16 protein-coding genes and 1 tRNA gene are annotated in these 19,578 nt (G+C 39.4%); 6 read left to right on the top strand and 11 right to left on the bottom strand.

All coding sequences use genetic code 11. The features are described from left to right. Positions 1-52 precede the first annotated feature (52 nt). The 7 genes from tkt to ACPPVU_RS15035 form a co-directional block, all read right to left on the bottom strand. Positions 53-2,059: a transketolase gene (gene tkt, locus ACPPVU_RS15065; protein WP_426667343.1), complete on the bottom strand. Its 2,007-nt coding sequence runs from the start codon at positions 2,057-2,059 to the stop codon at positions 53-55. Positions 2,060-2,081: 22 nt separating this feature from the next. Then, positions 2,082-2,849, bottom strand: a complete 768-nt coding sequence (locus ACPPVU_RS15060; protein WP_426667342.1) for an ROK family protein — start codon at positions 2,847-2,849, stop codon at positions 2,082-2,084. Between the two features lie 311 nt (positions 2,850-3,160). After that, positions 3,161-3,231: transfer RNA gene (locus tag ACPPVU_RS15055), tRNA-Cys, on the bottom strand. Between the two features lie 88 nt (positions 3,232-3,319). Continuing rightward, complete coding sequence (locus tag ACPPVU_RS15050; protein WP_426667341.1) at positions 3,320-4,006, bottom strand: redoxin domain-containing protein; 687 nt, start codon at positions 4,004-4,006, stop codon at positions 3,320-3,322. Positions 4,007-4,100: 94 nt separating this feature from the next. Next, positions 4,101-4,556, bottom strand: a complete 456-nt coding sequence (locus ACPPVU_RS15045) for a DUF4395 domain-containing protein (RefSeq protein ID WP_426667340.1) — start codon at positions 4,554-4,556, stop codon at positions 4,101-4,103. Between the two features lie 55 nt (positions 4,557-4,611). After that, entirely contained in the window at positions 4,612-5,499 is an 888-nt protein-coding gene (locus ACPPVU_RS15040; protein ID WP_426667339.1) for an SMP-30/gluconolactonase/LRE family protein, read from the bottom strand. A gap of 10 nt (positions 5,500-5,509) precedes the next feature. Then, a complete protein-coding gene (locus tag ACPPVU_RS15035; protein WP_426667338.1) occupies positions 5,510-7,012 on the bottom strand; it encodes an alpha-L-fucosidase in 1,503 nt (500 codons plus the stop codon). Positions 7,013-7,114: 102 nt separating this feature from the next. On the opposite strand from ACPPVU_RS15035, the gene ACPPVU_RS15030 reads away from it, so the two are divergent. From ACPPVU_RS15030 to ACPPVU_RS15015, 4 genes are all read left to right on the top strand, one after another. After that, positions 7,115-9,277, top strand: a complete 2,163-nt coding sequence (locus tag ACPPVU_RS15030) for a glycoside hydrolase family 3 N-terminal domain-containing protein (RefSeq protein ID WP_426667337.1) — start codon at positions 7,115-7,117, stop codon at positions 9,275-9,277. A 19-nt stretch (positions 9,278-9,296) separates the two neighbouring features. After that, positions 9,297-9,758 carry a DUF4268 domain-containing protein gene (locus ACPPVU_RS15025; RefSeq protein ID WP_426667336.1) on the top strand — a complete coding sequence of 154 codons (462 nt, stop codon included), beginning with the start codon at positions 9,297-9,299 and terminating at the stop codon, positions 9,756-9,758. A 137-nt stretch (positions 9,759-9,895) separates the two neighbouring features. After that, the gene (locus ACPPVU_RS15020; RefSeq protein WP_426667335.1) at positions 9,896-11,098 is read left to right on the top strand and encodes a DUF763 domain-containing protein; all 1,203 of its coding nucleotides are present in this window, start codon (positions 9,896-9,898) and stop codon (positions 11,096-11,098) included. A 70-nt stretch (positions 11,099-11,168) separates the two neighbouring features. After that, positions 11,169-11,483 carry a hypothetical protein gene (locus tag ACPPVU_RS15015; protein ID WP_426667334.1) on the top strand — a complete coding sequence of 105 codons (315 nt, stop codon included), beginning with the start codon at positions 11,169-11,171 and terminating at the stop codon, positions 11,481-11,483. A gap of 33 nt (positions 11,484-11,516) precedes the next feature. On the opposite strand, the gene ACPPVU_RS15010 is transcribed toward ACPPVU_RS15015, so the two are convergent. After that, on the bottom strand, positions 11,517-11,663 hold the full coding sequence (locus ACPPVU_RS15010; RefSeq protein WP_426667333.1) for a hypothetical protein: 147 nt from the start codon (positions 11,661-11,663) through the stop codon (positions 11,517-11,519). A 111-nt stretch (positions 11,664-11,774) separates the two neighbouring features. On the opposite strand from ACPPVU_RS15010, the gene ACPPVU_RS15005 reads away from it, so the two are divergent. Continuing rightward, positions 11,775-12,047 carry a DUF1905 domain-containing protein gene (locus tag ACPPVU_RS15005; protein ID WP_426667332.1) on the top strand — a complete coding sequence of 91 codons (273 nt, stop codon included), beginning with the start codon at positions 11,775-11,777 and terminating at the stop codon, positions 12,045-12,047. A gap of 60 nt (positions 12,048-12,107) precedes the next feature. On the opposite strand, the gene ACPPVU_RS15000 is transcribed toward ACPPVU_RS15005, so the two are convergent. Both ACPPVU_RS15000 and ACPPVU_RS14995 read right to left on the bottom strand, forming a co-directional pair. Continuing rightward, positions 12,108-13,649, bottom strand: coding sequence for an MFS transporter (locus ACPPVU_RS15000; RefSeq protein WP_426667331.1), 1,542 nt, complete (start codon positions 13,647-13,649; stop codon positions 12,108-12,110). Between the two features lie 101 nt (positions 13,650-13,750). Then, entirely contained in the window at positions 13,751-16,336 is a 2,586-nt protein-coding gene (locus tag ACPPVU_RS14995) for a phosphoenolpyruvate carboxylase (RefSeq protein ID WP_426667330.1), read from the bottom strand. 189 nt (positions 16,337-16,525) lie between these two features. Between ACPPVU_RS14995 and ACPPVU_RS14990 the strand changes: the two genes are divergently transcribed. Continuing rightward, entirely contained in the window at positions 16,526-18,667 is a 2,142-nt protein-coding gene (locus ACPPVU_RS14990) for an FUSC family membrane protein (RefSeq protein WP_426667329.1), read from the top strand. A 38-nt stretch (positions 18,668-18,705) separates the two neighbouring features. On the opposite strand, the gene ACPPVU_RS14985 is transcribed toward ACPPVU_RS14990, so the two are convergent. After that, positions 18,706-19,536 (bottom strand): hypothetical protein, encoded by an 831-nt coding sequence (locus ACPPVU_RS14985; RefSeq protein WP_426667328.1) that lies wholly within the window; start codon positions 19,534-19,536, stop codon positions 18,706-18,708. Positions 19,537-19,578 lie beyond the last annotated feature (42 nt).

The raw sequence follows: 19,578 nt of genomic DNA, 5'->3' as shown, positions 1-19,578 counted from the left end.
GATTTGAGATATGAGAAATAAATCTCACGTCTCAAATCTCATATCTAACATCTTATAACAGAGCTTTCGCTTTATTAACTACGTTTTCAACTGTGAAACCGAATTCTTTATACAAGTCTTCGGCGGGTGCTGATTCGCCGAAACCGTGCATAGCCACCATATCGCCTTCGTCTGTGAAGTATTTATGCCAGCCCATTGGTGATGCCATTTCCACTGCTAAACGTTTTTTGTTTGCCTTAGGGAATACTTTTTCTTTATAGGCAGCACTTTGCTTTTCAAATAACTCCCATGATGGCATACTTACCACACGGGTCGATATTCCTTCTTCTTCAAGTTTGGCCTGAGCCTGCATGATCAAAGCAACTTCTGAACCAGTTGCCATTAATATCAGGTCTGGATTTTTGCTTGCTTCAGATAAAATATAAGCACCTTTCTCCAGGTCTGATGCTTTGCCATATTTATCCTGGTCAATAATAGGTAAAGCCTGGCGGGTAAATACCAACACCACCGGGCCATCTTTGTGCTCGATAGCTACACGCCATGCATGAGCGGTTTCGTTAGCGTCAGCCGGACGTATAACCGTAATATTTGGTATAGACCGCAAAGAAGCTAATTGTTCAATTGGCTGGTGTGTTGTACCATCTTCACCTAAACCGATACTGTCGTGCGTATAAACAAATATCGGACGTATCTTCATTATTGCCGCCAAACGGATTGGAGGGCGCATATATTCTGAGAACATCAGGAATGTTGCACCAAAAGGAATGATGCCTTTTGTTAAGGCCATACCATTTAATGCTGATCCCATTCCATGTTCGCGGATACCGAAATGGAAATTACGACCATCTCTGCGTTCTACTGTAAATGACGCATATTCCTTTAAATTAGTATCCGTTGACGGAGCTAAGTCCGCTGCCCCACCTATCAGGTTAGGTAATTTTGATGCGATTGCGTTTAATGCTTTACCGGAAGCCTGGCGTGTAGCTAATTTACCATCGGCTGCTTTAAATACAGGCAGGTTGTCAGCCCAACCCTTTGGCAATTCTCCGCTAGCGGCCAGTTCATATTCGGCAGCCAGTTCAGGGAATTTTTCTTTATAAGCTTTGTACAGATCATTCCATTTCTGTTCTGTGCCGGCACCTTTTTCGCCGCATGAACGATAGTATTTCAATACTTCGTCAGGCACTACAAAAGACTGCTCCGGATCAAATCCAAAAAACTTTTTAACCAATTTTAACTCGTCAGCACCCAGCGGTGAACCGTGAGCACCTGCAGTGTCCACCTTGTTCGGGCTTCCATAAGCAATGTGTGAGCGAACTTTTATTATAGAAGGTTTGCTGGTCTCAATTTTTGCGTTGTTAATGGCATTTGAAAGCGCATTAATGTCATTCGCATCATTAACTACCTGTACATGCCAGCCATATGATTCAAAACGTTTAGCAACGTCTTCATTAAAGGTAATATCAGTATCACCTTCAATTGAAATATGGTTGTCATCATAGATATAAATAATGTTCCCTAATTCAAGATGTCCGGCTAATGATGCTGCTTCCGAAGCGACACCTTCCATTAGGTCACCATCGCTGCAAACAGCATATATTTTATAATCAAAAAGATTGAAGCCTGGTTTGTTGTATCGTGCAGCCAGATATTTCTGAGCTATTGCAAAGCCGACACCATTGGCAAAACCCTGACCCAATGGCCCGGTGGTAACTTCTATACCATCCAATAAACCGTATTCAGGATGCCCCGGTGTTTTACTATGCAACTGCCTGAATTTTTTCAGATCATCCATAGTAAGATCGTAACCTGTAAGATAAAGGAAGCTGTATTGGAACATACAGGCGTGCCCCGCTGATAAGATAAACCTATCGCGGTTTGCCCAATGCGGGTTCTTAGGGTTATAGTGCATAAATTGCGACCATAACACGTGGCCTATTGGCGCTATAGCCATAGGAGTGCCCGGGTGACCGGAATTTGCTTTTTGCACAGCATCAGCTGATAATACCCTTACAGTATCGATACTTAATTGTTCAATGCTTTTTGTTGTGGAGTCCATATTTTAATGATAGAAAATGTATTTATTTATTTAATACTACTTCAGTTGGAACAGCGGTAATCAGGTTTTGCCTGGCATCCTTTAGCCACAAACGCGACCCTCCTTTTATGCCATCCTGGTTGGTAACGATCTTCATATTTTTATCAAGCTTAAAATTAAGCTTATCAGAATTCCCGCCGCCTATATATAAAGTATCATAGTTAATTACAGTTTTTAAAACCTTAAAAACCTTCTTCATACGCCTGTTCCATTTTTCAAGCCCTTCTTTTTCAAGCCCTCTTTCACCAACATAGTCATCGTATGTTTTTCCTTTTGCAAAAGGATGATGCGCTAGCTCCAGATGTGGCATTAATTGTCCGTCTACCAATAAAGCTGTTCCGAAGCCGGTGCCTAAGGTGATCACCATTTCCAGGCCCTTACCGCTAACTATACCCAATCCCTGCATATCTGCATCGTTTACTACGCGTGCAGGTTTTCCTAACTCTGTACTTAACTTTTTACTTAAATCAAAATCTTTCCAGAAGTTGGTGCCCAGGTTAGGAGCAGTTTTGATCACGCCGTTTTTTACATAACCAGGAAAACCAACTGACACCATATCATATGAGGGAAATGATTTAACAAGCTTTTTTATCGTATTAACAACGTTTTCAGGGGTTGCAGGTGTTGGTGTTGGTGTTTTGTCGTATTCCATTTGCAAGGCACCTAAATCATTCAGTATTGTTGCTTTTATATGAGATCCACCAATATCAATTGAAAGAAATTTTGGGGAGGAAGCGTTGTTTTTTTCCATGTATTATTTGGGGTAATTATTGGTTTTTCAAACAGATGAATTTTGCAAGACCGGTAGTTCTGATATTGGCCTCAAAGTTAGAACTTACATTTATTAACTCGTGTTTTAAAGGCTTTGTTTTTTATCTGATCAAAGTAATTTTTATAAGCAAATTCCTCTAGATGGATCAATAGCCAGGTAGATAATGCAATATTAGTTAAATAAGATTTTCTAACAATCTTTTTTGAAGGGAAAATAATATAAAATATATTATTGCTTAACAATAATTGTAATAATTATTGCAGGAGTGGATTAAGTATAATAAGATATAGACGTCGGGGGCAGATTCGAACTGCCGTAAAAGGTTTTGCAGACCATCACCTATCCGCTCGGTCACCCGACTATAAATTTAGGAAGATCAACGGGTATCTTTCGATACCCTGTCAATCAAACCAAAAAAACTAGAAATCACTATTTGAAAAAATAGTCTCTTAATGGGCCCTGCCCCTATAATAATCAACCTGTCGGTTGAACTTATTATTTATATTTCTTACTAACGGATCACTCTTTTGAACTGCCGATATAATGGCTTTTGATGGATACGTTTTAGAAAAATCCGGATCGATATAATCATATTCAATTTGCCCGTTGGGCGATATTACATAAGTAGCTAATAAAGGTACGTTAGTATCAATACCCGAAAATTTATTCCATATGGGGTCACTTTCAGAGTATACTCCAAATTTTTCAGCAATTTCTTTATCACTGTCAAAATAAAAGGTTAATGATAAATTATTATCCCATATTATTTTTTCAAGTGATCTTTCCTTTTCTGAGCTTATAATCAACAGATTTCCCCCACCCGCTTTTATTTCATGCTGAATTGCGTTCAGGCTATTTAATAGTTCAAGGCCATATTGTTGCCAATGAGAGGAATAGAAACCAATTACCAGTGGCTTGTTAAATAGTTGATTAAACAAGACCGGACCATGTATTTCGGCACCATTAAAAAATTGTTGCCATTTAGCATAATCCTTTTGCAATGAAAAGTCCGGCAATCTGTCTCCTGCTTTTACAGGCTTAAGAGATTGATAAGGTTTAAAAACCAAATCGGGTTCTTGAATGATCTCAGACATATCGAAATAGGGATATTTGGGTATGTTTAATGCTGCTAACATGCTGTCTATTTTTTTATTGATTCTTATTGATGAAACAAATGTATATAAATTCTATCTATTTAGTAGTATTTATTTGAAAAAAATATAAAATAATTTATAACCCTTTGTTTTTAAATGGTTTATTAAATTTATGAAGTATACTATAGACGTAACAACCAGCACACAAACCCAAAAACGATTCCAGGAAAGCAAAAAAGAGCAGCACTGTAGTGATTACGAGAGTTGGTACATCGAGGTGCAAAAGAGTAAGGATTAATATACTGACAGTAAATACAAGCCCTACTGCCGCTGCAAACCTTTTTGGAGCACGGTCGGTCGGTTTATTTTTTATATTCAATTTTTTGATAACGGCATCGCTTAAAATAGCCAACAAGCTATACTTACCCCAGTTATTTACTCTTAAAAAGAAATCAAGGATCAAAAAAGCAATAACTATCCATAAGCCTGTTATCAGAAAGATCGCTCCCAATATTAAAACAAAGAAAGCTGTTAAGCGTGCCTTATTTTCATTCATTAACACAAAATCGACCGGGCATTGAACATTTTCCATTCTGCAAATCTGATAAATTCTATCGGCTAAGTCAATAATAAAAGAGTCATTTTTATTATTCTACTCCCCTAACCTTCATATGCAAAATGTAAATGGCTTTTGATGCAGTAATGAAAAGATCATCTTTGTTCTTGCCTCCGAAACATAGATTGGCTGTCCAGGGTTCGTCAATATTGATATGTGCAATCTTAACTCCACTGGGATTATAAATAGTTACGCCATTACCGGTTAGATATACATTTCCTTCGCTATCCAGCGTCATTCCGTCTGATCCCTGTTCTGTAAACAGTTGTTTATTAGTTAGGCTTCCATCTGGATTGATCACATATTTATATGTTTTATTTGCCCTGATATCAGCAATGTACAAATATTTTCCATCCGGTGTGCCTACTATGCCGTTGGGTTGTTGCATGTCTGTAACTACTGTTATTAATTTATCGCTTCCTTTTTGTAGATAATAAACATTTTGTCCTTCCAGGTCCGGTTTCTTTCGCGTCCAATAATCCCGCTGATAATAAGGGTCAGTAATATATAGATTACCATTGGGGGTTACCCAAACATCATTAGGCCCGTTTAATAAATGGCCGTTCAAATCATTTACCAGTACTTTTACTTTTTTATTGGGACTGATAGACCACAACTGATCATACTCATCGGCACAGGTAATCAAATTGCCTTTATTGTCAAAATAAGTGCCATTTGAGCGTCCGGCATTATCCATGAAAACAGATAGTTTTCCGTCTGCACTATATTCCCATATCCTATTATTAGGTTGATCAGTGAAAAACACATTGCCCTTTTTGTCGACTGATGCTCCTTCGGTAAAGCTGAATTGTTTAGAAATCAATTGCGGTTTAGACAAGGTATCATACAATTGCTGTTGAGCTGATGCGGTAACTGCAACAGATAATAGAAATAAGATACTTGATATTTTCTGGTTCATAAATGTAAAATTAAGATTTCGGTACTACTGGTGACAGGAAACGGACTTCATTGTATAACCCAAAATCACTCAAAGCTATGCAAACAGATGCTTTGGTAACTCTCAATCGTACTTTGTTTGTAGTAATATTTTTAGGTAGATTAATTAAACGATTGCCTCCTATGCTTGTTGCTGTAGCTATTTGCTGCCACTTGCCATTTTGCCAGGCATCTACAGCAACCTCATCTATTCGCTGTCCCAACTTTACATTTTCACGTAATCGTATAACATTAAATGATTTCTTTTTATGAAGATCGAGTATTAATTGAGGCGTTTTTACTTTATCATCCGTTGCCCAATAGCTATAACGATCATTATCTAAAAGATGTGACGGCCCAAACTTTTGCAGGTTTCCACCTCTTACATTACTAGCAGTAAATGTCGCCCCTTTTACCAGATTCGTGGCAAATGTTTTTTCTAGCCTTGTACCAAACTCTTTTAACGAATTAACATCGTTATCATTTAGCATTCCTCTTCTATCCGGTGACAGGCCCAGATCCAGGCAAGCCCCTCTTCCAACACTTTGATAATAAAGACTAAGCAATGTGTCTGGTGATTTTACTTTTTCATCCTGTTCTTTATGATAAAACCATCCCGGTCTTAATGAAACATCACATTCTGCGGGCATCCAATACTTGCCATTACGATGACCTACGGTTCCCTCATAGTCTTTCACATAGCCATTGCCCGGCATCTTTCCGGAATCAGGTGCATGTGGTGTGTATGTTGCCCAGCAGGTTTCTCCGGCATGACCTTTCTCATTACCCACCCAACGAACATCCGGACCAACATCACCAAATATAACGGCATTAGGTTGTAATTTTCGGGCTATTCCCCAGGTCTCATCCCATCCATAATAAGTGGAACGGTCGATCGTGCGTTTTTCACGTGCGCCACCATAGTAGCCATCTCCTCCGTTTGCGCCGTCATGCCATACAATAAACAACGGGCCATAATTGCTATATAATTCTGTTAATTGTTTACGATAGACCTCAGTCACATACTCGGGTTTACCATATAATGCGCTGTTCCTGTCCCATGGTGAGCAATATACACCCATTTTCATTCCTAGTTTAACGCAGGCTTCGCGGTATTCCTTTAAAATATCGCCCTTGCCATTTTTATATGGACTTTTTGAAATATTATGTTCCGTTGTTTTAGTCGGCCACAAGCAAAAGCCATCGTGGTGCTTGGCAACAACAATTATTCCCTTAAACCCACCAGCCTTTGCAGCACCAACAATTTGCATGGCGTCAAAGTTAATGGGATTGAAAATTTTTGGGTCTTCATCCCCATAACCCCATTCTTTGTCAGTATAAGTATCCGGCCCGAAATGAATAATGCAATACATTTCAGTTTCCTGCCATTGTAACTGGCCTTTTGTAGGTAGCGGGCCATAGGGTTTAGGTGCTGGTTGACTGTACGCTATTACAATAGTTAAGCAAGCAATAAATGTTGTTATGATTTTCTTCACACGGTTGGATTAAAATTCTATTTACGAATGTAAACGCTTTTTTAAAAAATCAGCTTAAATTTTTGACGGGTGTAATATTTTTCTGCTTAAGTTTAGCCTGTTATGAGAAACCATTTTAAACCACTATTACTATTATTGATTCCGTGTTTCTATTATCAGTCAATAAAAGCGCAAAATACGCCTTTATATAAAGATGCTACCCAACCTCTTGATGCCCGTGTTAAAGACCTGGTATCGAGATTGACTTTGGAAGAAAAAGTTTCCCTATTAGGTTACAACAGCCAGGCTGTTCCGCGTTTAGGCATTCCGGCTTATAACTGGTGGAATGAAGGACTGCACGGTGTGGCGCGTGCTGGTGAAGCTACTATCTTCCCGCAGGCTATTGGTATGGCAGCAACTTTTAATGATGATCTGCTAAAACAGGTATCTACTGTTATCTCAACCGAGGCACGGGCGAAATATAATATGGCCATACAAAAAGATCGTCATCTGCAATATATGGGTTTAACTTTCTGGACGCCCAACATCAATATCTTTCGTGACCCCCGTTGGGGCCGCGGACAGGAAACCTATGGCGAAGACCCATATTTAACTGCAACAATGGGTTCTGCATTTGTAAAAGGATTGCAGGGCGATGATCCACATTATTTAAAAGCGTCAGCCACAGCTAAACATTTTGCCGTGCATAGTGGACCGGAAGCTACCCGTGATCGCTTCGATGCAATTGTAGATGAAAAAGATTTCAGGGAAACTTATTTATATGCTTTTCATGCGCTGGTCAATTCGGGTGTGGAATCAGTGATGAGTGCTTATAACCGGGTTAATAGTGTTCCCAATTCTATCAACAAAACCTTGCTGACTGATATTTTGAGAAATGAATGGGGCTTTAAAGGACATGTGGTAACCGATTGCGGTGCATTAGATGATGTTTTTCAAACTCATAAAACCTTGCCCGGTCCTGTTGAAACGGCGGCTGCGGCTATTAAGGCCGGTGTGAATCTGGATTGCTCAACCATTTTGCAGAACGACGTCATAAAGGCCATTAACCAGAAATTACTTACTGAAAAAGAAGTCGACCAAAGACTATTTGAACTTTTGCGAACTGAATTTAAACTCGGCTTTTATGATGACCCTAATACTGTACCCTATCATGTGTATGGAGCAGACAGTGTGCACAATGCTTCACATGTTGCCTTAACCCGTAAGGTTGCACAGCAAAGTATGGTTCTGTTGAAAAACAATAATAACCTGTTACCATTAAATAAGACGGATTATCCAAGTATGATGATCCTGGGGCCAAATGCCACTTCATTTGATGCCATGGTGGGTAATTATCATGGTGTAAGTAATAAGGTGATCAACTTTGTGGAGGGTATTACAGGAGCGGTTGATCCATCAACCCGGATAGAATATGATCTCGGAGTAGATTATATTGATACCACACATTTCGGAGGTACCTGGGCAGCGGGTAATTGCTCCGTTACTATTGCGGTAATTGGACTTTCTCCTGTTTTAGAAGGCGAGGCGGGTGACGCATTCCTGTCAAAATTCGGTGGCGATAAAAAAGACCTGAGTCTACCTGCCAGTGAGATCGCTTTTATGAAGAAATTGAGAAACGACGTTAAAAAGCCGATTATCGCAGTAATAACTGCTGGCAGTGATATTGATGTTTCAGCTATTGAGCCTTATGCTGATGCTATCGTTTTTGCATGGTATCCCGGTGAGCAGGGCGGCAATGCTTTTGCTGATTTGTTGTTTGGTAAAATATCTCCATCAGGACATTTACCAGTTACTTTCTACCGGTCGATCAAGGATGTACCAGATTATAGTGATTACTCAATGAAAGGCCGCACCTATCGCTATTTCAATGGCCCGGTTCAATACCCTTTCGGTTTTGGTTTGAGTTATACTTCGTTTGATTATCAAGCGCAGCAATCGCTTGCAAAAAGCTATAACACAAAAGATACAGTTTCAGTCACCCTGAAAGTAAAAAACACAGGTAAAATGAATGGCGACGAGGTAGTCCAGGCTTATATTGAGTATCCGCAGATTGACCGGATGCCCATAAAAGAATTAAAAGGATTTAAGCGCGTGTCCGTATCCAAAGGCGGTGAGCAATCAGTAATTATCAAAATTCCTGTTAAAGACCTTCAAAAATGGGACATGAACACTCACGGCTGGAAAACATATCCCGGCAATTATAAGTTGGTATTAGGGAGCAATTCGCAGGATGAGAAATTGAGTTTCGCGTTTGCGATTAAATAAACGTAAATACTTTTCAGTTTTGTATTCAAAGGACGAAGCATCGCAATTAAAACAAGCATTCTGGACTACTTTTGGCCAATACATCTCGCCGCAATTATCGGCCGAAGGCCTAAAAGTGAACTGGATAAATTATAAGACCGGTATCAAACATTTGTATTTTAAAATGGAAGCCGATAAAAGATCAGCATCTATTGTCATCGAGATTGCACATCCGGACACCGGTATACAAGAATTATTTTTCGAGCAGTTTAAAGAACTGAAAACCATGCTCCACTCCTCTTTACAGGAAGATTGGGATTGGCAGCTACATACCACTAACGATCAGGGCAAAACCACCAGCCGGATATTTAAGCAGATCGACAACGTAAGCATTTTTAACAAAAAAGATTGGCCCACCTTAATTTCCTTCTTCAAACCACGCATTATTGCTTTGGATGAATTCTGGAGCGATGCGAAGTATGCATTTGATAGTTTAAAATAAGCTGTCTGAATCACTGATTAATCGGATTAAAGGATTACACTGATTCAATCTGTGAAATCAAATAAATCATTTAATAATCAATGATTCGGACAAATTCCCCCTTTGCAATTCAATTTCATTTTGCTAAATTTGTTAGCATGAAGCGATCGGGAAGTGCTGACCTGCCTTTGCATTACGGATATGTGCCACGTTGGTTGGCTGAGCGTATGGCAAAGCTGGGTTTGGCTGTGGTGGAGACTATTGTGATGGACTATGGCAAGGATGAGGTTTTGAAACGCATCAGCGATCCGTTCTGGTTCCAGAGTCTGGGTGCGGTAATGGGTATGGACTGGCACTCTTCCGGTATTACCACTTCAGTAATGGGTGCCTTAAAGCGATCTATCAACCCGCATAGCCGCGAGTTGGGTATTTATATCTGCGGCGGCAAAGGCAATCATTCACGCGAAACCCCTAACGAACTTTTAAAGATCAGCGAACGTACCGGGCTTGATGGCAATTACCTGGTAAAATGCAGCAAGCTTAGCGCCAAGGTGGATAATACGGCTATACAGGACGGTTTCCAGCTATACACGCACAATTTTATTTTAAGCAGTGAGGGCAAATGGGCGGTAGTGCAGCAAGGCATGAACGCACAAAGCAAAACCGCCCGGCGTTATCACTGGCATTCGGATGTGCTTACCTCTTTTGTGGATGATCCGCACACATCTATTTATGGTAAAAATGCCGGTTATATATTGAATATGGCCGATAAACAGGCGGATAGTTCCCGTAAAGGCGTAATGCAGATCGCCCATGAAAATCCGGAGACGATGCTGAAGGAGATCAACAAACTGGTAATGCCCTCGCATCACGACGTAAAAGCAAAAGATGTCGACCTGAAACGTTTGGGTGCAGTACTCTGGCTCGCTCACGAAAAACAACCTTCAGACTTTGAAGACCTGCTATTGCTGCAAGGCCTGGGTCCGCGCACACTGCAATCGCTGGCTTTAGTAAGTGAGGTCATCTACGGTGCACCGTCACGTTTTAAAGATCCGGCCCGCTTCTCCTTCGCGCATGGCGGTAAGGATGGTCACCCATTCCCCGTCCCCACCAAAATTTATGATGAAACGTTAGGGGTGCTACAGACTGCCATCTATAAAGCCAAACTGGGCCAAAGTGAAAAGAACGAAGCCATTAAACGGCTATCAAAAATTGCCGAGAACGCCGAAAAGGATTTCATCCCAAACGCCAATTTTGATAAAGTGATCGAACAGGAAAGAAATGATTCATGGCGATATGGTGGGCGAACGGTTTTTGGTAAAGCTAAGCCTCCGGTAGACAAGCAGTTGAAGTTGTTTTAATTATTGATTACTAAAATAATTCTTATTAATTAATTGTATCTTTGGCGTTTTAGTAATGCGATAAGTGTCAATGAGTTTCCCCGTTAATCCCCCGTTCTTTTTTTCTGTTAACCATATTATTAATCCAATCAAAACAAAGCTGATATATGGTATAAGGTATAATGATCTGGATTATTTTATCTTCAAAACATTTGGCGTAAGTGATTGCCAGCAGGCAGATATTAATTCTAAACTCGATCCGGAAGTATTTGAAACGATATCAAATGTCATTACCGAAATTGAACAGGGATATAAGAAAATACCACCTCTTGAGTTTATCAATATCGATGTGTTTAATATATTAGGGAGGGAGAAAAATGCGGTATTATATGAATCTGGCAAATAAGATATCGAAATAAATTCAGTACGACTTATCCCTTCAATAATACTGCATCCGGGAAATAATCGAAGAAAACAAAATGATCAGGAAGATCAGGATCATCACGTGAACTAGTATCAGCATCCACGTTCCCGAATTGGCAACAAAGAAGTAGTGAAACGCGGTATATTCCTTCTTTTTGTTCATTTGATATCAAACCTAAAAATCAATATTCAAGGTAAGCTTTTTTTGCGGCCGACACAAATTTTTGATGTGTCCGGCAACTCTTGTTTGCTATTTAATCCCTAACTTTATTAAGTGAAGATCAACAAACAGTTTACCGCAACACTGCTAAAAGGCCCCAATAAGGGAGGCTGGACCTATGTAATATGGCCTGAGTCTGTTTCCTTTTTCCATACTCGCGGCCTTGTAAAAATCTGTGGCACTGTCGACGGACAAACATTTCGCAGTGCGTTTATGGCTTTGGGTGATGGCACACATAAACTTCCCATAAAAAACGATCTGAGAAAACTGATTAATAAAGAAGCAGGCGATAAAGTTACCATCAACCTCGAGGAACGATTGAAATAACTAAATTTAATCAACCATTCGCCTTAAGCACTATTTTATCTGTCTAAGGGTTTACAAATGTTATTGTTTTTTAACTGCTTGATTTCTGATAAAAAAAAAGCCCATCAGCGCCCCTAAAAACCCAAGTCCGGCAGATATCTTCATAACACTGGAGTAAGCATGGATAAAGCTCTGATGATAAGATCGTTCAACTGTGACTTTGTCTTTGGGATCAATATTGGAAGGCACCTTAGCATTTCCTAAATTGACAGCCTCGGCCATTACAGATTGTTTTGCTTTTGTATCGAGATTTACATTCTTGATCTGCTCTTGCAACGCACCCGCAAAAAACAAAACAGCAAGTGCACCAAAAATTGCGTTGGCGAACACATTGGATATGCGTGTCAGTGCATTATTAACACCTGAAGCAGTACCCGAAAGATGATCACTCACCGATCCCATTACAGCTGTGGTCAGCGGAGCAACGGTTAATGACATGCCCAGGCCGAATATTAATATTCCCGGAAAGAAAGTTGTCCAATATTCCGAAGGGCCATTGGTTTGTTTTACCAAGGATAAGATTAATAAGCCTGCACCTGCTGTTGCCGGCCCGACAATTAATAACAGCCTCGGGCCATGCTTGTCAGCTATACCACCAGCAAATCGTGCTATAGTGATCATTAACACAGTAAAAGGTAAAAAAGTAAGTCCTGATTGCAGTTGGCTATATCCCTGAGCTTGCACTAAGTTAAGTGATAGAAACAACATTCCAGCTCCCAACCCGGCATACAAAAAAAAAGTCAGCAGGTTTACTCCTGTAAAAGTGAGATTTGAAAATAAGGTAAGCGGCATCATCGGGTGTTTGCACTTCTTTTCAATCACCAAAAACACAATAAGCAATATCAGTCCAGCTGCCAATGTAATATATACTTGCGGGCTATGAAGACCGACCGCCGGAATACGCAAAAAGCCAAATGTGAGCGATGCCAGGCTCAGTGCAATGGCAATTGCGCCTGAAATATCTATGGCCTTGTCGGCATCTTCATTGCGACTTTCATTTACTTTGAACCATAATATCAGTAGCGCAGCCAATCCGATTGGCACATTAATAAAAAAGATATATCTCCATAAACCGGCATCACCCAAAACGCCTCCTAATACAGGGCCTCCCATAGTAACAACTGTGGTAATGGCCGACCATGTACCAATGGCTTTTCCTCTTTCGTTTTCATTAATGGACGACGAAATGAGCGACAGGCTGCCGGGTATCATCAGTGCACCGCCAATACCTTGTACAATTCTGAAAAGGATAAGAAAGAATACCGATGGCGCAAAGCCACAAGCTGCCGAACCAATGATGAAAATAAAGATACCCACCATGAATATCTTTTTCCGGCCCAGCTTATCACCTAATGATCCGCCGATGAGAATGAGCGAAGCAAGCATCAACAAGTAGGCGTTCAGTAACCAGAACAGATCTATACCGGTAGCATTCAAACTTTTTTGGAGTGATGGCAGAACAACGTTAAGCGCTGTACTATCAATAAACGCCATAGCCGAAGCCAGGATGGCCGAACTCATTATCCATTTACCTTCAGCGCTTTTAAGTGCAACTGTAGCCATAGTCTGAACCGGAATTTATCGAATTTAAGAATTGGCAGAATTTCTATAAATGTAGCTAAACTCAATTAACTTAATCCAGCTCGATTAACCATTAAACTCAATTAAGCTAAATTCCGCCCGGCATTAACAATACCATAAACCGTACGTATCACCAGTTTGTTGTAAACATCGTTCAGTTCAGGGTGATCATTTTTATTAAGGCATTGCAAGGCATAATGTTGTATGATAACCAACGGCAATACAATGCGCTCGCGGATAGCGATAGATCTTCTCTCTACAGGGTATTCCTGCATTAGCACTTCGGTACCTGTAAGTTCAAGTAGCATAGCTTTGGTCAGGTCATATTCGGCCTTTAGCATTTTCCAGAAAGCAGCGAATTTTTTATCATGCTCCAGATAAGCCGTCACCCTAAAATCCGATTTGGACATGGACATACTGCAGTTATCCAGCATAGTCTTAAAAAAACCAGAACTCTGGTATAACTGTTTTACCTCTTCCCATTTACCTTCATCCTTCACCTTTTTTAAAGAGGTTCCTACTCCATAAAAACCAGGTATATTTTGCTTCAATTGGCTCCAGGAGGTAACAAAACTGATGGCGCGCAGGTCTTCCAGTTTAAGTTGTGCATCGGCATTACGCTTAGTTGGTCTGCTGCTGATGTTGATTTTAGAAAGCAATTTAAGCGGACTGTATTTCTCAAGGTATTCTACAAACAAAGGATGCTGCCGTAAAGCCATAAACAGGTTATAGCTTTCATCAGCCATTTCTGATATCAGCGCCTTGCTGTTTTTGTTTAATAAGTCGCTTTCATTAGGTTTTAATGAAGACACAATGCCCGCATTGATCAGTTGCTCCACATTAAACCGTGCAGTTTCAACCGATCCATATTGGGAGCTTACAGTTTGTCCCTGAATTGTAAGCTGTATATGCTCATTTGCGATCTCCGTGCCCATTGAAGCATAGAAACGATGTGTTTTACCACCACCACGTGCTGGGGGGCCGCCTCGTCCATCAAAGAAAGCAAGATCAATGCCGTATTTTCTCGCCATTGCAGTAAGTTCCACCTTGGCTTTATAGATAGACCAGTTGGCCATCAAATAACCACCATCCTTTGTACTGTCCGAAAATCCAAGCATAATAGACTGACGGTTGTCGCGTCTTTTCAAATGCTCTTTATAAAATGGATGAACATATAGGCTTTCCATAACCTGTGCAGCATGGGTCAGGTCGTTTACCGTTTCAAACAATGGCATAAAATCAACACTCAGCGATTCCTTTTTCCACCCGCTCCATAAAAACAAGTTGATCAGCTGCAAAATATCTGATGAACGCTGGCAATTACTGATAATAAAACGCTGACAGGCTTTTTCTCCGTTCGAATACTGGATTTGTTGCATCAGCCTTATGGTATTCAGCGTATCCTTAGTCATATCGTCAGCATCTTCATCACAATGAAAATCAGCCTCGTTAAATGGTATGGTCGTTAGTTTTTCTTCTTCACTTAAATCCTCATACTCTTTTGCCAACCCCGATTTTATTTGAGATTGCTGTGTGCAATATGTAAACACACTGCGCAATACACGGCTATCCTGCCTGATATCCAGCGTAGCAAAATAACACCCAAACAAGCGTACCTTTTGCAAAAGCCCATCAACAATATTCACAAACAAACTATCGTGATCTGTGATCAGGGTTTGTTTTACAGAGTTAAGCAGCGATAATAACTCGCTCTGCAGATCCTTTGGATTAGATTGGTTATTAAAAGCGTTATGATAAAGCAACTTTTCGAGCCTTGAGATCGTTTTTTCAATACCTCTGAAGGTAATGCGACGTTTCAATACCCGGAAATCTCGATAATAACAACGGAAAATAATCTGCCTCAACAGGCTGGCAACCGAAACTGTTGTTTCAGTAGTAACATTTGGATTACCATCACGATCACCTCCCGGCCAGAAACCTAATTCCAATATCTGGTGGTCATTTGCATAATCAATATCGAATTCTTCTTCAAGTTTTGATTGAATGGCAGATATCGCATGATAAAAAGTATTCTCTAAAAACCAAACCAAACTCGCTGCTTCGTCAACAGGAGTAGGTGATGTTTTATTAAAGAATGGTGTTTTGCCCAATTGTTGTAGCAACACATCAATATTATTCAGGTCGTTATGCTTTAAAGCCTCGATCAGATCAGTAATGATCCCTAAAACTGTACCCGGGTAAAATTGTGTAGGATGCGCGGTGAGCACAAGACGTAATGAGAATTTCTTTAATTTATCACTGATGTCATCTCTTACCTTATCGCTTTGAGCTGCTAATTGCAAAAGGCTTTGTAATGAACCGCTATCATCCGTGCGACCAATTTTATTAAATGATGAATCTTCAACGGCATCAAACAATACTACCTGTCTTTCGATGTACTGTATAAACCGGAACATGCGGTTGATCTGCTCCTGGTGATCAATACCCGGAACATATTTTTTAAAGAAAGATTCTATAATTTCGGTTGGAGATGAATTTGCAGCAGTCTCCTTTTCACAATGCGAACTAAAAAATGGTAATAATATACCGGTGTCCTTTACCTGGTAAAAAGGCAATGTTTGAAATAAACTGTTATACAACTCAAAACGGGTCACAACTTCCTGGTTAAAAGTTGTTTCTCTATAACTGAGTTTTACAGGTGAAGACATAAATTTAGATGCTTGGTGTAAGGGTTTATAAAATAACGCTGTGAATTTAATCATATTAATGATAAAATCCATTTTAAACTGAATATTTAATAATATTAAATCGGTATTAATGCAATAATTGTTAAAACAAACGGGAAAGATTTAATTTTTGTAAATTTGCATACGCATTTTTCCTGTTTTATTCCGATAATGAAAATATCTTCCAGAGAAATAAAAAGTTTTTTTTACAGCCAGTATTTTTCTGACGGTTTACGTACCAGTATAGGCATACTATTGCCCGCCCTCGTATTCAACTATTTAAATAGGTTCGACTTAGGAATAACGCTTTCACTCGGGGCTTTGTGTGTATCAGTAGTGGATATCCCCGGGCCCATATCGCACAAGCGTAACGCTATGGCGATATGTAACCTATGTATTTTTCTAGTAGCCATTGCTACGGGATTTGCGCGATTAAATGTAGTTACGTTAGGTATCTGGATTGCGATCTGTAGCTTTCTTTTTTCTATGCTGACAGTATATGGCACTCGTGCAGCCGCAGTAGGCACAGGGTCTTTACTGATGATGGTATTCATGATCGAAAAAGCTTCGACGCCTGATCAGGTATTGGGTTATAGCCTCACCGTTACTGCCGGCGGAATATGGTATATGCTGTTCAGTGTGTTATTTTTTACCATCAGGCCGTACCGTGCGGCACAGCAGGCTTTAGGTGAAAGTATTTTGGATATAGTGAAATTCCTAAAGATAAAGGCAGATTTTTACCTACATGATACAAATATTGATGAGAACTACCGTAAGCTAGTATCGCATCAAATTCGGGTGAGCCAACATCAGGATACTATACGAGAATTGCTTTTTAAAACCCGAGTAATGGTTAGGGAATCAACAAATGCCAGCATGGTATTGGTACTTATTTTTATTGACCTGGTTGACCTGTACGAGCAAATATTAGCCACCCATTATGATTATAAGCAAGTAAGGGAAAGATTTGACAATACTGGTATTTTGGACGAAATAGCCCGCGTATTATACCAGATGGCGCATGAACTCGAAAATATTGGTTATGCAGTATTATCTAACAGACGTTATAATCATTCGCACGATTTTAATGCCGAATTGGAACATTTAAAACGGAAAATCGATGAAATAACCACGACTGAATCCGCCACAAGTAACCTGGTTTTAAAAAAAATATTAATCAATTTGCGCGATCTGAATAAAAACATTCATAATATTTTTAGTTATTATAACTCCCGTTCTTCTAAAACTCTGATCGAAAATCCTCTGGATGTAGAGTATTCTAAATTTGTAACTCACCAGGATTACGCACCACGGATATTTTTTGATAACTTTTCTTTGTCATCAGGCTCATTTAAGCACGCTTTAAGGGTATCACTGGTTTGCGTTGTCGGGTTTACCATAGCAAAACTATTTGCCCTGGGCCATCACAGCTATTGGGTGTTACTTACCATTATTGTCATTCTTAAACCCGGTTTTAGCTTATCCAAACAACGTAATTACCAGCGCCTGATTGGAACTATTGTCGGCGGCTTGATCGGTATATTGGTGTTAACATTAATACATAATATCGACGCACAATTTGCCTTCTTTATTATATTTATGCTGGGTACTTATAGTTTCACCCGGCTAAACTATGTGGTAAGCGTTATTTTCATGACGCCCTACGTGCTAATCCTATTCAAATTTTTGGGTGTAGGACATTTAAATCTTGCTGAGGAGCGAATTATTGATACTGCCATCGGTTCATCAATCGCCTTTATTGCCACTTATCTGATCTTCCCGACTTGGGAGTTTGATCAGGTGCAGGAAAATCTTCGCGATGTGGTCCATGCCAATGTAAATTATCTTGTAAAAATAGCCGAAACAATAACCGGCAGATCAGTAAGCACAACTGAATACAAACTGGCGCGAAAGGATATTTATGTAAAATCAGCCAACTTATCAGCTGCTTTTGAACGGATGACATCCGAACCTAAAAGCAAACAGCGTAAAATAAAAGATATCCATAAGTTTGTGGTGTTGAGTCATATCCTTTCCTCTTATCTGGCTAACCTGGCTTCGGGCGTATCTGAAAAAAATCTTCATAAAACCCAGCCCGAAAATTTAAAACTGTTAAGAAAAAGTATAGCCATACTGAACGATAGCACCAAAAAACTTGGCGGCAACCCGGTTGAATTTACTGTTGAAAAAATAGAAGCCCCGGAACAAAAACAGCCTTTGAAAACTGATGAAGCTTTGCTTAATGAACAGCTGGGCTTTGTGAATAAGATCAGTTATGATATTGCTAAGGTAACTGAGAATATACTGAGTTGAAAAAAATAAAAGGTGGTTTGACTTAAATTTATAGAGAATTAACGACCCGCCCAATCATCTATGTCATCAATAGTTCCAGGGAAGTCATGAAAATTACCAAGCTGTCCATCGGTCATGAAATTAAAGTAATTTTCATCATCTAAATAATTATTGGGTTCGTCAGCTTGTCTGTATTGTAATTCTTCCGCATCTCTTCTACTTTCCCAGTCCAGCATTGATTGTCTTTCTTCTTCTTTTTTTTGTTCTAACCAACAATTATACTTTTCACTATTCCAAAGTATCGCACGATTAGATAATTTATAGTTTGGATTAGAATTAATTAATTTAAATAGATTTTCTTCATCAAAAAAGAAGTCCTTATCAAAACAGAGTAATCGTTCTATTGTATTGGGTTCATTAATAAATGCCTCATCAATGGTTTTATTATACTCACCAAAAAAAATATTCTGAACTTCCTTATCTATCCAATATGTATCACTATTGTATGATCTTGGGTAACCACGATTTGTCCATAAATCAGCTTTTTTACTCTGTTTAGTATTAAAATGAATAAAGTATTCCCAATCCGATTTAGTTGGTTCATTTCTCTTTCCGAGTACAGTTTGTCGAAAAATATCTTGTTGATAAAAAAAACAATAATAAATATCTAATTTAATCTCATTCCAGCGTTTTGCGCTACTACTTAAAGTGTAGTTTTCGTTTTCCTTTTCGAGTTTTGAAATATCATTATTTTCAAAAAAAAACCATGGAATATCAGTAAAACAATCGTCTATAAATTTAGGTTCCTTTTTGAAAAGCTGGGAAACGGGTGTTTCTTCCAAATATAACTCGGTAATAAAAGTTGTTAGTTTTAGCGGTAAAGCAATCATATTCTCATTTTAAGCATTTATTACGAAATTTAAAAAAGATAT

Source organism: Mucilaginibacter sp. McL0603 (assembly GCF_049992945.1).
Classification (GTDB): domain Bacteria; phylum Bacteroidota; class Bacteroidia; order Sphingobacteriales; family Sphingobacteriaceae; genus Mucilaginibacter.
The sequence above is the reverse complement of the archived record's forward strand: the minus strand, read 5'-3'. Positions and strand labels throughout refer to the sequence as shown.